10 protein-coding genes and 1 pseudogene are annotated in these 15,456 nt (G+C 73.5%); 9 read left to right on the top strand and 2 right to left on the bottom strand.

Annotation, left to right across the window (positions count from 1 at the left end):
- The first annotated feature begins 44 nt into the window (after positions 1-44).
- The 7 genes and pseudogenes from mtnA to LUW75_RS15770 all read left to right on the top strand — a co-directional run bounded on the left by mtnA (position 45) and on the right by LUW75_RS15770 (position 8,947).
- Positions 45-1,196 carry an S-methyl-5-thioribose-1-phosphate isomerase gene (gene mtnA / locus LUW75_RS15740; RefSeq protein WP_250336176.1) on the top strand — a complete coding sequence of 384 codons (1,152 nt, stop codon included), beginning with the start codon at positions 45-47 and terminating at the stop codon, positions 1,194-1,196.
- A gap of 4 nt (positions 1,197-1,200) precedes the next feature.
- The gene (mtrA, locus tag LUW75_RS15745) at positions 1,201-1,890 is read left to right on the top strand and encodes a two-component system response regulator MtrA (protein WP_250336177.1); all 690 of its coding nucleotides are present in this window, start codon (positions 1,201-1,203) and stop codon (positions 1,888-1,890) included.
- A 1-nt stretch (position 1,891) separates the two neighbouring features.
- Positions 1,892-3,921, top strand: a pseudogene (gene mtrB, locus LUW75_RS15750) (MtrAB system histidine kinase MtrB).
- Entirely contained in the window at positions 3,911-5,773 is a 1,863-nt protein-coding gene (locus tag LUW75_RS15755) for an LpqB family beta-propeller domain-containing protein (protein WP_250336178.1), read from the top strand. The pseudogene mtrB and the gene LUW75_RS15755 overlap by 11 nt, the downstream one beginning before the upstream one ends.
- Before the next feature lie 73 nt (positions 5,774-5,846).
- Positions 5,847-6,959 carry a phosphoribosyltransferase family protein gene (locus LUW75_RS15760; protein ID WP_250336179.1) on the top strand — a complete coding sequence of 371 codons (1,113 nt, stop codon included), beginning with the start codon at positions 5,847-5,849 and terminating at the stop codon, positions 6,957-6,959.
- Between the two features lie 333 nt (positions 6,960-7,292).
- Entirely contained in the window at positions 7,293-7,982 is a 690-nt protein-coding gene (gene hpf, locus LUW75_RS15765; protein WP_250336180.1) for a ribosome hibernation-promoting factor, HPF/YfiA family, read from the top strand.
- A gap of 194 nt (positions 7,983-8,176) precedes the next feature.
- Positions 8,177-8,947 (top strand): response regulator, encoded by a 771-nt coding sequence (locus tag LUW75_RS15770; RefSeq protein WP_250336181.1) that lies wholly within the window; start codon positions 8,177-8,179, stop codon positions 8,945-8,947.
- Positions 8,948-9,011: 64 nt separating this feature from the next.
- On the opposite strand, the gene LUW75_RS15775 is transcribed toward LUW75_RS15770, so the two are convergent.
- The gene (locus LUW75_RS15775; protein WP_250336182.1) at positions 9,012-10,175 is read right to left on the bottom strand and encodes a winged helix-turn-helix domain-containing protein; all 1,164 of its coding nucleotides are present in this window, start codon (positions 10,173-10,175) and stop codon (positions 9,012-9,014) included.
- A gap of 466 nt (positions 10,176-10,641) precedes the next feature.
- Between LUW75_RS15775 and secA the strand changes: the two genes are divergently transcribed.
- Entirely contained in the window at positions 10,642-13,452 is a 2,811-nt protein-coding gene (gene secA, locus LUW75_RS15780; RefSeq protein ID WP_250336183.1) for a preprotein translocase subunit SecA, read from the top strand.
- Between the two features lie 397 nt (positions 13,453-13,849).
- On the opposite strand, the gene LUW75_RS15785 is transcribed toward secA, so the two are convergent.
- Complete coding sequence (locus tag LUW75_RS15785) at positions 13,850-14,329, bottom strand: Rv3235 family protein (protein ID WP_462933799.1); 480 nt, start codon at positions 14,327-14,329, stop codon at positions 13,850-13,852.
- Positions 14,330-14,916: 587 nt separating this feature from the next.
- On the opposite strand from LUW75_RS15785, the gene LUW75_RS15790 reads away from it, so the two are divergent.
- Positions 14,917-15,423 (top strand): DUF6912 family protein, encoded by a 507-nt coding sequence (locus LUW75_RS15790; protein ID WP_250336185.1) that lies wholly within the window; start codon positions 14,917-14,919, stop codon positions 15,421-15,423.
- Positions 15,424-15,456: the final 33 nt, after the last annotated feature.

Consider the following 15,456-nt stretch of genomic DNA (forward strand, 5'->3'; position numbering starts at 1 on the left):
CGTGACACCTTCATTGTCACCCGGCCAGCGGGCAGACTGGGCGAATGGCTGATCAGCACGCAGGAACGGATATCGGCGCCCTACCGCCCGTACCCTCCGCCCTCCGCTGGGCGGAACCCCCCGAAGGCCCCGTGGTGATACTCCTCGACCAGACCCGGCTCCCCGCCGAGGAGGTCGAACTGGTCTGCACCGACGTGCCGGCCCTCGTCCGGGCCGTCCAGACGCTCGCCGTGCGCGGCGCACCCCTCCTCGGTCTCGCCGGAGCCTACGGCGTGGCGCTCGCCGCCGCCCGCCGCTACGACGTGGAGGAGGCCGCGGTCCAGCTGGCCGAGGCGCGCCCCACCGCCGTGAACCTCGGATACGGCGTACGGCGGGCCCTCGCCGCCCATCGCGCCGCCGCCGCGAGGGGCGCCACCCCGGAGGAGGCCGCCGAGGCCGCCCTGGTCGAGGCCCGGCGGCTCCACCGGGAGGACGCGGAGGCCAGCACCGCCATGGCCGCCCGAGGCCTCGCCCTCCTCGACGAGCTGCTGCCCGGGGGGAGTCACCGCATCCTCACCCACTGCAACACCGGGGCCCTCGTGTCCGGAGGTGAGGGGACCGCGTTCGCCGTCGCCCTCGCCGCCCACCGGGCCGGGCGGCTGCGGCGGCTGTGGGTCGACGAGACGCGGCCCCTCCTCCAGGGCGCCCGCCTCACCGCGTACGAGGCCGCCCGCAACGGCCTCGCCTACACCCTGCTCACCGACAACGCCGCCGGGTCCCTCTTCGCGGCCGGCGAGGTCGACGCCGTCCTCGTCGGCGCCGACCGGATCGCCGCCGACGGCTCCGTCGCCAACAAGGTCGGCACGTACCCTCTCGCCGTCCTCGCCAGGTACCACCACGTACCGTTCGTGGTCGTCGCCCCCGTGAGCACGATCGACACCGGCACGCCCGACGGGGCGTCCATCGAGATCGAACAACGACCGGGAAGCGAAGTGACGCGGTTCACGGTCCCGGTCCCCGCCGGGGCGGCCGCGAGGGGCACCGGCGGCGGCACACCCGTCGCACCCTTGGGAACCCAGGCCTACAACCCGGCCTTCGACGTCACACCGCCCGAACTGGTGACCGCGCTCGTCACCGAGGCGGGAGTGGCGTCGCCGGCCACCCCGGGAGGAATCGCAGAGCTGTGTGCCAGGTCATGCCGGGTAACGATGAGCTAATGGGATGATGTCGATTATGAAGGGACGCGTCCTTGTCGTCGACGACGACAGCGCACTGGCCGAGATGCTCGGGATCGTGCTGCGTGGTGAAGGGTTCGAGCCGTCGTTCGTAGCGGACGGCGACAAGGCGCTCGCCGCATTCCGGGAGACCAAGCCCGACCTGGTACTCCTCGACCTCATGCTGCCCGGACGGGACGGCATCGAGGTGTGCCGGCTCATCCGCGCCGAGTCGGGCGTGCCGATCGTCATGCTCACCGCCAAGAGCGACACCGTGGACGTGGTCGTCGGCCTCGAATCCGGTGCCGACGACTACATCGTCAAACCGTTCAAGCCGAAGGAGCTCGTCGCCCGCATCCGGGCGCGCCTGCGCAGGTCCGAGGAGCCCGCGCCCGAGCAGCTCACCATCGGCGACCTCGTCATCGACGTCGCCGGGCACTCCGTGAAGCGGGACGGGCAGTCCATCGCGCTCACGCCCCTCGAGTTCGACCTCCTCGTCGCGCTCGCCCGCAAGCCGTGGCAGGTCTTCACCCGTGAAGTCCTCCTCGAGCAGGTCTGGGGTTACCGCCACGCCGCCGACACGCGCCTGGTGAACGTCCACGTCCAGCGCCTCCGCTCCAAGGTCGAGAGGGACCCCGAACGGCCCGAGATCGTCGTCACCGTCCGCGGCGTCGGCTACAAGGCGGGACCGAGCTGACATGACCCGAGGCAGCGCTGCTCCGAAGCCCGGGAAGCCGGGAGTCCGTGCGGGGCGGGCTGCCGGACCCGGTCACGGTCCCACCCGCCTGGGCCGCCTCCTCTCCGGCGGACGCATCCTCCAGGACGGAGCACCGGGGGGCCCGGTGCTCCGCCTCCTGGCGCGGTGGATCCGCCGTCCCCTCCTGCCCGCCCTGCGCCTGTGGCGACGCAACATCCAGCTCCGCGTCGTCGTCGCCACCCTCCTCATGTCGCTCGGCGTGGTCCTGCTGCTCGGCTTCGTCGTCATCGGTCAGGTCCGCAACGGCCTGCTCGACGCCAAGGAACGAGCCGCGCAGAGCCAGGCCGCGGGCGGCTTCTCCGCCGCCCAGGACGAGGCCAGCGCCGCCACCGGCTCCGCCCCCACCGGCGGTGACACCCCCTCCCGCTCCCTCCTCAACTGGCGCTCCGACCTCGTCGTACAGCTCGCCAGCGGCGGCGCCGGCGCCTTCGACGTCGTCGCCCTCAGCTCCGACTCCGCCGGCACCGCACCCAGCCGCGGTGCCCGCGCCTCCGGAGGCGTCGAGGTCGAGAGCATCCCCGTCGCCCTGCGCGAGGCGGTCGCCCAGGGCACCGGGACCTTCCAGACGTACACCCGCATCCACTACGCCGACGGCCAGCACTCGGAGGCCGGACTCGTCATCGGCAAGCGCCTCAACGACGTCGAGGGCAACACCTACGAGCTGTACTACCTCTTCCCCCTCACCCAGGAGGAGACCTCCCTCAGCCTCGTCAAGACGACCATCACCACCGCCGGGCTGTTCGTCGTCGTCCTCTTCGGCGCCATCGCCTGGCTCGTCGTGCGCCAGGTCGTCACCCCCGTCCGCATGGCCGCCGGCGTCGCCGAACGCCTCTCCGCCGGGCGTCTCCAGGAACGCATGAAGGTCACCGGGGAAGACGACATCGCCCGCCTCGGCGAGGCCTTCAACAAAATGGCCCAGAACCTCCAGCACAAGATCCAGCAGCTGGAGGACCTGTCCCGCATGCAGCGCCGCTTCGTCTCCGACGTCTCCCACGAGCTGCGCACCCCCTCACCACCGTCCGCATGGCCGCCGACGTCATCCACGAGGCACGCGACGACTTCGACCCCGTCACCGCGCGCTCCGCCGAGCTCCTCGGCGACCAGCTCGACCGGTTCGAGTCCCTCCTCGCCGACCTCCTCGAGATCAGCCGCTTCGACGCCGGCGCCGCCGCCCTCGAGGCCGAGCCCATAGACCTCCGCGACGTCGTCCGCCGCGTCATCGACGGCGCGCGGCCCCTCGCCGAACACAAGGGCGGCCGCATCCGCGTCGCCGGCGACGAACAGCCCGTCATCGCCGAAGCCGACGCCCGCCGGGTCGAACGCGTCCTGCGCAACCTCGTCGTCAACGCCGTCGAGCACGGCGAGGGCCGCGACGTCGTCGTCCGCCTCGCCGCCGCGGGCGGTGCCGTCGCCATCGCCGTACGCGACTACGGCGTCGGCCTCAAACCCGGCGAGGCCACCCGCGTCTTCAACCGCTTCTGGCGCGCCGACCCCGCACGCGCCCGCACCACCGGCGGCACCGGCCTCGGTCTCTCCATCGCCCTCGAAGACGCCCGCCTCCACGGCGGCTGGCTCCAGGCCTGGGGCGAACCGGGCGGCGGCTCGCAGTTCCGCCTCACCCTGCCCCGCACCGCCGACGAACCGCTCCGGGGCTCCCCCATACCCCTCGAACCCGAGGACTCCCGCCGCCACCGGCAACACGCCGCCGCCGAACACGCCCGGAGGACCGACGCGCGGACCGGCCCCGCCCCGCCCGGCCCGGCCCGGGGCGACGGCGACGGAAACCCCGGGCCCACCCGTCCCGCCCCGCCCGGCCCGGCGCGCGCCGCCACCGCCGACCCCGCCGCCCTCCCCGGCAACGGCACCCGCGTCGTCGCACGCGGACACAGCGCCGAGCCCGCCGCCGGCGACGCACCGCAAGACCAGGACCAGGACCGGACGAAGCGGAAGGACACCACCCGTGGACGCTGACCGCCGACGCGCCCGCCGGCGAACGGCACGCGGCACCGCGCTCCTCGGCTCGGCCGCCCTCCTCGCCGGCTGCGCCTCCATGCCCGACACCGGGGACGTCAGCGCGGTGAAGACCTCCCGGCAGGGCGACTCCCAGGTACGCGTCTATCCCGTGCCGCCCCGCGAGAACGCCGAGCCCGCCGAGATCGTCGAAGGCTTCCTCGAGGCGATGACCGGCGACGACCCCGACTTCGACACCGCCCGCAAGTACCTCACCAAGCAGGCCGCCCGCACCTGGAAGCCCGAGGAGCGCACCACCGTCCTCAGCACCGCCCCCGTCCCGCAGCAGGGCGGCCCCGCACGCCAGGAGCGCGCCGCCCCCGGCAGCCCCCAGACCCTCCTCTACCGCCTCTCCGGCCGGAAGATCGCCACCGTCGACGACCGGCACGCCTACCAGCCGCTCGGCTCCGTGACGTACAGCGAATTCATCCGGCTCGTGCAGCAGCGCTCCGCGGACGGCAAACAGAAGGAGTGGCGCATCGACCTCCTCCCGCAGGGCCTCCTCCTGGGCGAATCCGACTTCCAGCGCAACTACCGCTCCGTCAACAAGTACTACTTCGCGGCCGGCAAGCACTGGGTCGTCGCCGATCCGGTGTACATCCGGAAACGCCAGGACCCCGTGACCGGCATGGACTCCCTGACGCAGGCGGTGGAAGCGCTCCTGGAAGGGCCGACGAACTGGCTCAAACCAGCCGTCGAGACCCGCTTCCCCGACGGGACGGAACTGAAGGAGGACACCACCGTCCTCGCCACCGACGACCAGAACACCCTCAAGGTCCCGCTCAACGACAAGGCGAACGGCGTCGACCGCGAGCAGTGCCGCAAGATGGCCGCACAAATCCTCTTCACCGTGGGGGACCTGGCCTCCACCCGGGTCCGGCAGGTGGAACTCCAGCGCTCCGACGGCCGCTCCCTCTGCGCCCTGCGCGAGGACCGGAAATCCGACTTCATGGCCGATCCCACCCCCGGCCTCCGCGAGACCCCCTACTTCGTCGACGCCCAGGGCAGACTCGCCCGGCTCCTTCCCGGCGCCAAGGAGACCGTCGAGCCCCGGCGCGTCCGGGGACCCTTCGGCGACGGGGCCGTGAAGGTCGAGGCCGCCGCGGTCTCCCGGGACGAGGAGCACGCCGCCGTCCTGGCCGAGAACGGCCGCACCCTCCGCGTCGCCTTCCTCCAGTCCGACTCCGGTCTTCCCGAACCCCTCGTCACCAGCCGGGGCGCCCGGGCGGCCGACCGGCTCTCCGCGCCCAGCTGGGACGGGCGCAAGGACCTGTGGGTCGCCGACCGGGACCCCGCCGGACCCCGGTTGCTCCTCCTCCCCGGCGGCACCGGCGAGCCGCTCACCGTCACCGCGCCCTGGCTCGGCGAGGGCGTGCGCGTCGAGGAGCTGCGCCTCTCCGAGGACGGCGTGCGCATCGCCATGCGCCTCACCGAGAACGGCAGGACCACCCTCCAGATCGGCCGCGTCGAACGGCGGACCGTCGGCGACCGGCAGAAGGTCGCCGTCGTCGACCTCCAGTCGGTCGCGCCCCGCATGGAATCGGTGGCGTCCGTCTCCTGGGCCGGACCCAGCCGCCTCGTCGTCCTCGGCAAGCAGGCCGGCGGCGTCCAGCAGGTCCGCTACGTCCAGACCGACGGCTCCGCCTCAGCCGCCGTCATCCCCGGTCTCAACCAGGTCAAGGCCGTCGCCGCCGCCAGCGACGAGCGCGCCCCCCTGGTCGCCGCCGCCGACGACGGTGTCGTCAGACTCCGGTCCGGCGTCAACTGGCAGCCCATGGTCGACAAGGGGACCTCCCCCGTCTACCCGGGCTGACCTGCGCAGACGCCCCTGGGGGAGTTTTCCACAGGGGTGGCGAACCGCCCCGGAGCGCGCCATCGTGGAGGGCATGCGGGGATGGTGGCAGGAGATCACCGGGCTCGTACTGCCGGCGGCCTGCGCCGGTTGCGGCCGTGCCCGTGCGGTCCTGTGCGACGCCTGCACCCGGTCGCTCCACGGACGGCCGGCGGTACGCGTACGACCCGAACCGGAGCCCGCGGGGCTCCCCGGCGTGTGGGCGGCGGCCCCCTATGCCGACGCCGTACGCGCGGCCCTGCTCGCCCACAAGGAGCGTGGAGCGCTGGCCCTGGCCGTGCCGCTGGGCGCGGCCCTGGCGGGCGCCGTGCGGGCGGCCGCGGCGAGGTGCGCGGGGGCCGGCGGGCGCCCGCACGGAGCGGAGGCGGAGGAGGCGGGTGGGGGAGGGGCGGGGGGCCTCCCCCTGGTACTGGTGCCGGTTCCGTCGGCACGCCGGGCCGTGCGCGCGCGTGGCCATGACGCGGTACGGCGTGCGGCGGCCGCCGCCGCGAGGGAGTTGCGGCGCACCGGGGTGGCGGCTCGGGTCGCGCCGGTGCTGCGGCAGGGCAGGACGGTCGCCGACCAGGCCGGTCTGGACGCGCGGGAGCGGCGGGAGAACCTGGCGGGTGCGTTGGAGGTGGTCCCGGGCGGGATCCGGCTGCTGCGGGGCGCCCGGGTGGTGCTGGTGGACGACGTCATGACGACGGGGGCCTCCCTCGCCGAGGCGGCGCGGGCGCTGTACGCCGCGGGGGTGGGGTCCGTTTCCGGCGGCGCGGCGGGTTCCCCCGCCGGGCGCGGCCGCGACGCGTGCGCCGGGTCCTCGCCGCGGGGGGCGGCGGGCACCGGCGGCGCAGGAGCCGGCGGGGAGCGGCCGGTCCACCGGGCCGTGGGGGGCCCGGAGCCGGCGGGGGAGGCCCGCCGACCCGGCACGCCGCCCGACGGCGCGGACGCCCGGGTCGCGGTGCCGCCCGGTGCTCCGCCCGGGCGGTGGGCGCCGGGGCGGCGGAATGGCGGGGATTCCGCGGCGAAATCCCCGCCGTCCGGGGCGCGGGTGCGAATTCCGGATCGCGGGCACGATGGATCGGCGCGGGGCGACCGGGTGCCGTCGCTGGTCGGCGCCGCTGTCGTGGGCGCCTCTCCCAAATCGTTCGGAATAAACCGGAACTGATGGGGAATTCCAAACGTTGCAGGTAGTGAGGGGAGAGGAACGCCTGATCGGAGGTTTGTGCTGGTAACGGGTGCCGAGATCAGTCCGGGCGAGCTATGTTCGGTTGTACAGGAATGGCGAATGCCGCCCTTCACCGAATGCGCCGTCATGCGTCCGTACGGAATCCGGAGCCGGTCAGCACATCGGCGTCGTGGGGTGGGGATCTTGTCGACTGGGGAGGAGGAAGTTCGAGTCGCCAAGTCCGGGACCCCGGTGTTCACCGGGGTCTGGTGCAAAAGGGAGAAGCCCGCCAGCCGCTGAGCTGGTCGGAGTGATCCGGGAACGGAGTTCTGCGTGGACATCGTCGTCAAGGGCCGCAAGACCGAGGTGCCCGAGCGGTTCCGCAAGCACGTGGCCGAGAAGCTGAAGCTGGAGAAGATCCAGAAGCTCGACGGCAAGGTGATCAGCCTCGACGTCGAGGTGTCCAAGGAGCACAATCCGCGGCAGGCCGACCGGTCCGACCGCGTGGAGATCACCCTCCACTCCCGAGGCCCGGTGATCCGGGCCGAAGCGGCCGCCCCCGACCCGTACGCAGCGCTCGACCTCGCGACCGCCAAGCTGGAGGCGCGGCTGCGCAAGCAGCACGACAAGCGGCACACCCGCCGCGGCAGCGGTCGTATGACGGCCGCCGAGGTGGCCGAGGCGGTGCCGGGCGCCGCCCGGCTCAACGGGGCCGGGGTCGCGGTGCTCGAGGAGTCGGAGGAGGCCGTCCCGACCACCCGGATCGGCCCGCTGGAGGTGCAGGGCGAGGGCCCGCTCGTCGTGCGCGAGAAGACGCACCGGGCCGCCCCCATGTCGCTCGACCAGGCGCTGTACGAGATGGAACTGGTCGGCCACGACTTCTATCTGTTCGTCGACGCGGAGACCAAGCAGCCCAGCGTCGTGTACCGGCGCCACGCCTACGACTACGGCGTGATCCACCTGGAGAACGACCCGCTCGCGGCGAGCGAGGGCGGCGGCGCCGGTGGAGCGCTCGGCGGTTGACGGTTCCCCGGCCGGTTCGGTGCCCCCGGAAGCGCCCCGTGCGCCCCCCGGGGGGCGCCTTCGTGCCACCGAGGGGTCACCGCCCGGTCGTCGGGGCATGAAATCATGGCGGCGCGCACCAACCGGTCCGTGCCGGACCGCCGTTGGTGCATTTACCGTGAACTTCAGGGCCCCGGCCTGCAGGGGGAGGAACGATGGCGGACAGCTTCGGCCCGGTGCATCATCCGGGCGGCTCCGGCGCCCCGGACCGCGGCGCCGGCTCGCGCGACGCCTCCGGAGACGGGGGGAGCGGCGGGTCCGGGAAGGAGCCCATCCGGGTTCTCGTGGTGGACGACCACGCACTGTTCCGCCGCGGGCTGGAGATCGTCCTCGCGCAGGAGGAGGACATCCAGGTGGTGGGGGAGGCCGGGGACGGCGCGGAAGCCGTCGGCAAGGCCGCCGACCTGCTTCCCGACATCATCCTGATGGACGTCCGGATGCCCAGGCGGGGCGGTATCGAGGCGTGCACGTCCATCAAGGAGGTCGCCCCCAGCGCGAAGATCATCATGCTGACGATCAGCGACGAGGAGGCGGACCTCTACGACGCGATCAAGGCGGGCGCCACCGGGTACCTGCTCAAGGAGATCTCCACCGACGAGGTCGCCACGGCCATCCGGGCCGTCGCGGACGGGCAGTCGCAGATCAGCCCGTCCATGGCGTCCAAGCTGCTCACCGAGTTCAAGTCGATGATCCAGCGCACCGACGACCGCCGGCTCGTCCCGGCGCCCCGGCTCACCGACCGGGAGCTGGAGGTGCTGAAGCTGGTGGCGACGGGGATGAACAACCGGGACATCGCCAAGGAGCTGTTCATCTCCGAGAACACCGTGAAGAACCACGTCCGCAACATCCTGGAGAAGCTGCAGCTGCACTCCCGGATGGAGGCCGTCGTCTACGCGATGCGGGAGAAGATCCTGGAGATCCGGTAGACGTCCGGATCCCCGCGGGCCGCCGGCCGAGGCACCGGCGGCCTCCCGCCGGGCGGCGCCGTCGTCAGGCGAGTGCCGCCGTGAGGGCCGGGGCGAGGTCCGGGCGGTCGGTCCGCTCGACGCGCACGGAGTCGCAGCCCACCCACTCCGCCGCCTCCCGCAGCGCCCTGGCCATCGGAGTCACCGCCCCGGGCCCCGCCAGGGACAGCTGCCGGGCCACCAGCGTGGTGCCCTCGCGAGCCGGGTCGACGCGTCCCAGCAGCCTGCCGCCCGTCAGCAGCGGCATCGCGAAGTAGCCGTGGACGCGCTTCTGCTTCGGTACGTACGCCTCCAGCCGGTGGGTGAAGCCGAAGATCCGCTCGGTGCGGGCCCGCTCCCAGACCAGCGAGTCGAAGGGGGACAGCAGCGTCGTCCGGTGCCGTCCGCGGGGCTCGTCCTCCAGCGCCGCCGGGTCCGCCCAGGCGGGCCTGTCCCAGCCCCGCACCCGCACGGGGACGAGTCCCGAGTCCGCGACGACCGCGTCGAACTCCTCGCCCCTGATGCGGTGGTAGTCGGCGATGTCCGCGCGCGTGCCCACGCCCAGCGCCTGCCCGGCGAGCCGGACGAGGCGGCGCAGGCACTCGGCGTCGTCCAGCTCGTCGTGGAGCAGGTCGGCGGGGACGGCGCGCTCCGCCAGGTCGTACACCCGCTTCCAGCCGCGCCGCTCGACGCACACGACCTCGCCGTACATCAGCGCCCGCTCGACGGCGACCTTGGAGGCGGACCAGTCCCACCACTCGCCGCCGTTCTTCGCGCCGCCCAGCTCCGTCGCCGTCAGGGGGCCCTGCGCGCGCAACTGCCCGATGACCGCCTCGTAGGTGCCGTCCGGCAGGTCGTGGTGCCACTGGGGACGCCGCCGGTAGGCGCGGCGGCGGAACGCGAAGTGCGGCCACTCCTCGATCGGCAGGACGCACGCCGCGTGCGACCAGTACTCGAACGCGTGCCGGCCCGTCCAGTACGCCGCGTCGACCGCCGGGCGGCCCACGGCGCCGAGCCGGGCGTAGGGCACCAGCTCGTGCGAGCGGGCCAGGACGGAGATCGTGTCCAGCTGGACCGCGCCGAGACGGCGCAGGACGCCGCGGACGCCGGCGCGCCGGTCGGGGGCGCCCAGGAAGCCCTGTGCGCGCAGGACGATGCGGCGGGCCTCGTCGGCCGAGAGCTCTGTCGCGGGTCGCGGCGTGGTGGTCATGCCCCGCACGATAGGGGCCGCCACTGACACCCTCCGTCCGGGGGCCTCAGCATGCGCCGGCGTGCGGTTCGGGGGTGCCCGGACGGCAGGTGGGGGACGGCGGACGGCAGGTCCGGGTCGGGAGGGGAGGAGGGGGCCGAGCCGGCAGCCGCGGCGGCCGCCGGGGTGGGCGGACGCGGCGCGGAGGGCGTCCTTCCGGGGTGAAGCCGGCCTTCCCGGCGACGAGCCGGGAGGCGGGGCGCGGCACGAACCGTTTTGGGCGGGTGCGGCACCTTCGGCGCGTCCCGCGCGTTCTCCCTGAGGGCGGCGGCCGCCCCCGGCGGTCGTTCCTCGGAGGCGCGGACCTCCCGGCGCGGCGGGGTCCTCGCTTACGATGACCGTTGCGGTGGGGCCCACCTGCCGTGCCCGTGCCCGTGTCCATGACAAGACCCAGTGCCAGGCCCGACCGGCAAGGAGACCAGCCTCAGTGTCCGTCTTCAACAAGCTCATGCGTGCAGGCGAAGGCAAGATCCTGCGCAAACTGCACCGCATCGCGGACCAGGTCAACTCCATCGAAGAGGACTTCGTCGACCTCTCCGACGCCGAGTTGCGCGCCCTCACCGACGAGTACAAGCAGCGGTACCAGGACGGTGAGAGCCTCGACGACCTGCTCCCGGAGGCCTTCGCGACCGTCCGCGAGGCGGCCAAGCGCGTGCTCGGCCAGCGCCACTACGACGTGCAGCTGATGGGCGGCGCCGCGCTGCACCTCGGGTACGTGGCGGAGATGAAGACCGGTGAGGGCAAGACCCTCGTCGGCACCCTCCCCGCGTATCTGAACGCGCTGTCCGGCAAGGGCGTGCACCTGATCACGGTCAACGACTACCTGGCGGAGCGCGACTCCGACCTGATGGGCCGGGTGCACCGGTTCCTGGGCCTGTCGGTCGGCTGCATCCTGGCGAACATGTCGCCGGCGCAGCGCCGCGAGCAGTACGCCTGCGACATCACCTACGGCACGAACAACGAGTTCGGCTTCGACTACCTGCGCGACAACATGGCGTGGTCGAAGGACGAGCTCGTGCAGCGCGGCCACAACTTCGCGTGCGTCGACGAGGTGGACTCGATCCTCATCGACGAGGCCCGTACGCCGCTGATCATCTCCGGCCCCGCGGACCAGGCGACGAAGTGGTACGGCGACTTCGCGAAGCTGGTGCAGCGCCTGAAGCGCGGTGAGCCGGGCAACCCGCTCAAGGGCGTGGAGGAGACCGGCGACTACGAGGTCGACGAGAAGAAGCGGACCGTCGCCATCCACGAGGCCGGCGTCGCCAAGGTCGAGGACTGGCTGGGCATCGACAACCTCTACGAGTCGGTGAACACGCCGCTCGTCGGCTACCTCAACAACGCCATCAAGGCGAAGGAGCTGTTCAAGAAGGACAAGGACTACGTCGTCATCGACGGCGAGGTCATGATCGTCGACGAGCACACGGGCCGCATCCTCGCCGGCCGCCGCTACAACGAGGGCATGCACCAGGCGATCGAGGCGAAGGAGGGCGTCCCGATCAAGGACGAGAACCAGACGCTCGCCACGATCACCCTGCAGAACTTCTTCCGCCTCTACGACAAGCTGTCCGGCATGACCGGTACGGCGATGACCGAGGCCGCCGAGTTCCACCAGATCTACAAGCTGGGCGTCGTGCCGATCCCGACGAACCGGCCGATGGTCCGCAAGGACCAGTCCGATCTGATCTACCGCACCGAGGTCGCCAAGTTCGCGGCGGTCGTCGACGACATCGCGGAGAAGCACAAGAAGGGCCAGCCGATCCTCGTCGGCACCACGTCGGTCGAGAAGTCCGAGTACCTGTCGCAGCAGCTGTCGAAGCGGGGCGTCCCGCACGAGGTGCTGAACGCGAAGAACCACGAGCGCGAGGCGTCGATCGTCGCCCAGGCGGGCCGCAAGGGCGCCGTCACGGTCGCGACGAACATGGCCGGCCGCGGCACGGACATCAAGCTCGGCGGCAACCCCGACGACCTCGCCGAGGCGGAGCTGCGCCAGCGCGGCCTCGACCCGGTCGAGCACCCGGAGGAGTGGGTGGCGGCCCTGCCGGACGCGCTGGAGAAGGCCGAGCTGGCCGTGAAGGCCGAGTCGGAGGAGGTCAAGCAACTCGGCGGCCTGTACGTGCTGGGCACCGAGCGGCACGAGTCGCGGCGCATCGACAACCAGCTGCGCGGCCGTTCCGGCCGTCAGGGCGACCCGGGCGAGTCCCGCTTCTACCTGTCGCTGGGCGACGACCTGATGCGGCTGTTCAAGGCGCAGATGGTCGAGCGCGTCATGGCGATGGCGAACGTGCCGGACGACGTGCCGATCGAGAACAAGATGGTGACGCGCGCGATCGCGTCCGCCCAGTCGCAGGTCGAGCAGCAGAACTTCGAGGCGCGTAAGAACGTCCTGAAGTACGACGAGGTCCTCAACCGGCAGCGCGAGGTCATCTACGGCGAGCGCCGCCGCGTCCTGGAGGGCGAGGACCTGCGCGAGCAGATCCTCCACTTCATGGACGACACGATCGACGCGTACATCCAGGCGGAGACCGTCGAGGGCTTCGCGGAGGAGTGGGACCTGGAGCGGCTGTGGGGCGCGTTCAAGCAGCTCTACCCCTGCAAGGTCACCATCGAGGAGCTGGAGGAGGCCGCCGGGGACCGGGCCGGTATCACGGCGGAGTTCATCGCGGAGTCCGTCAAGGACGACGTCCACGAGCAGTACGAGGCGCGGGAGAAGCAGCTCGGCTCCGAGATCATGCGTGAGCTGGAGCGGCGGGTCGTGCTGTCCGTGTTGGACCGCAAGTGGCGCGAGCACCTCTACGAGATGGACTACCTCCAGGAGGGCATCGGGCTGCGCGCGATGGCGCAGAAGGACCCGCTGGTCGAGTACCAGCGCGAGGGCTTCGACATGTTCATCGCGATGATGGACGGCATCAAGGAGGAGTCCGTCGGCTACCTGTTCAACCTGGAGGTCCAGGTCGAGCAGCAGGTCGAGGAGGTCCCGGTGGAGGCGGCCGGGGACCGGCCGTCGCTGGAGAAGGAGGAGGCCGTCCCCGCGGGCGCCGGCCGCCCCGAGATCCGCGCCAAGGGACTGGAGGCCCCGCAGCGGCCGAACCGGCTGCACTTCTCCGCGCCCACCGTCGACGGCGAGGGCGGCGTCGTCGAGGGCGACTTCGACGACGACGGCGCGCGGTCCGGGGCGGACGGCATGACGCGCGCGGAGCGCCGCAAGGCCCAGAAGGGCGGTCGTCGCCGCAAGAAGTGACCGCGGCGCCCCCGGTACGACGGCGGGGCCGGGACACGCGGACCCGCGTGTCCCGGCCCCGCCGTCGCGTGTGCGCGGGACCCCGCCGGGCGGATGCCCGCGGGGCGCGTACGGCCCGTGAGGCCTTGGCGTGGCCCTGGGGGCCCGGGACCTCGGCGGCCTCGCGGGAACCCCCCGGGCCTCCGGGGGAGAGGGCGGGAAACCCGCCCGCTCCTTTCCCGGGCCGTCCGGGCCGTCACGGCCTCCCGGGCCGTCCGGACCGCCACGGCCTCCCGACCGTCCGGGCCGCCACGGCCTCCCGACCGTCCGGGCGGCCCTGACGACTCCGGTGCCCCGGCGGCCCGGCTTCCGGCGGCCCCGGCGATCCCGGGGCCGCCGGAAGCCGGAAGGGGCCCGGTCAGGGGAGGGCGGGGCCGAGGTCCACCGCCGCGCAGCGCCACCTGCGGTCCGGCCCCTGCTCCAGGCGGAACGCCATCGCCCGGACCCGTACCCCCGTCACCACGCTGGCGTACGCCTCGACCACGCCCGGCCGGAGCGGGGTGCCGCCGCAGCGGCGCAGGACCGGCCGGGCCCGGCGGGCCGCGTCCACGGGCCGCAGGGGGTTGTCCGGCGCCAGGCGGATCAGCTGCTCGTACGCCTCGCCGACGGTCTGGCCCAGCATCCAGTGCACGGGCCGCTCCCCGGTCAGCACGGCCAGCAGCCGCTCGGCGAAGACCACGTGCGGGGGCAGGACGCGGGGGCCGGCTTCGCCCACCCGCCCGGCGGGCGGGCGCGGAGCGCCCGGACGGGCCCCACCGGGTCGCGCGCCGCCGGGGCGCCGCAGATCCCGCCGGCCGCCGGGCCGGCCCGCCGCCCGCGCCGCCTCGGACGCGGACAGGGGCCGTCGCGCCCCGGCCGGGCGGGGCCGGTCCGGTGCCGCGGACGGCTCCTGGGCGGCCGAGGAGCGGCCTGCGGACGCGGCCGGGGCCGGACGCGGGACGCTCGGGGGCGTGGGGCCCGGCGGGGCCGTACGGAGCCGGTGGGGGGCGTCGGCCGCGACCGCCACCGGGACGTTGCGGACGCGGGCGGCGCCCGCGCCGAGTCCCTCCGGTGCCTTCCACAGCCGGTGGGGACCGCTCGTGCCGGCGGGCCCCCGCGCCGCCGGGGTGCGGGGGGTCCGTGCTTCGGGGATGGGGGTCGGGGTGGGCGGCATGGGCGTTGTCCCTTCCGTCAGCCCGGATTACCGGGTAGTAACTTCGCGGTGGCCCACTTCTACGGGGGCGACGCCCGCCCCGCAACGCGCCGTCAAGCGGGTGAAGCGGGGTGCCGGAACCACCTATCCGGGTGACGGAGCCCATGGCGCGCCTGGCCCGACGGGGGTCCGGCGTATCACGCGGTGGACGCCGGAAGGGGGCGGCACCAGCCCCCGAACGGGTACAGCCGCACGTATCCTGAGGACGTCCTCCGTCTACGAAAGCGGCTGTCATGCGCGTCTACGTCCCCCTGACCCTCCCCGGTCTCGCACAGGCGCACAGGACGGGCGCCCTCGGCGCCGGTGCTTTCACGGCGTACGCCGTCACGCCCGGGCTGCGCGAGTGGTACGTCTCCGACGACATCGAGGAACTGGAGTACGCCGCGCTCAGCCGCGCCGCCGCCGCCTCCCTGCGCCTCCTCGCCGCGGACCCGCAGGCCGCGCGCCGCCGGGTCGTCGTCGCCGTGGACGTCCCCGACGGCGCGGCGACCGCCGACCCCGACCGCGGTCTCGACCCCGCGTCGATCGGCGAGGTGCGGGTCGCCGGGCCCGTGCCGCTGACCGGGGCCGCCGCGGTGCACGCCGACTCCGGCGACGCCGAGGCCGACGTGGCCGCGGCCGCCGACGCGCTCGGTGCGGCCGACACGGGCGACGACGACGCCCGCTTCACCGTCGACGGAGCCGAGGACCACGAGCTGCTCTGGTACGCGGTGCAGGAGATCCCCCACCTCGTCGACTGACGGCGAGGTCCGCCGTCGGACCCCGCCTGTACG

This window comes from Streptomyces sp. MRC013, from assembly GCF_023614235.1.
Lineage (GTDB): Bacteria > Actinomycetota > Actinomycetes > Streptomycetales > Streptomycetaceae > Streptomyces.

Excerpts from the sequence above, each read along its gene's own strand:
- mtnA (WP_250336176.1), top strand. The coding sequence starts at position 45 with ATGGCTGATCAGCACGCAGGAACGGATATCGGCGCCCTACCGCCCGTA.
- mtrA (WP_250336177.1), top strand. The coding sequence starts at position 1,201 with ATGATGTCGATTATGAAGGGACGCGTCCTTGTCGTCGACGACGACAGC.
- LUW75_RS15760 (WP_250336179.1), top strand. The coding sequence starts at position 5,847 with ATGCGGGGATGGTGGCAGGAGATCACCGGGCTCGTACTGCCGGCGGCC.
- LUW75_RS15770 (WP_250336181.1), top strand. The coding sequence starts at position 8,177 with ATGGCGGACAGCTTCGGCCCGGTGCATCATCCGGGCGGCTCCGGCGCC.
- LUW75_RS15775 (WP_250336182.1), bottom strand. The coding sequence starts at position 10,175 with ATGACCACCACGCCGCGACCCGCGACAGAGCTCTCGGCCGACGAGGCC.
- LUW75_RS15790 (WP_250336185.1), top strand. The coding sequence starts at position 14,917 with ATGCGCGTCTACGTCCCCCTGACCCTCCCCGGTCTCGCACAGGCGCAC.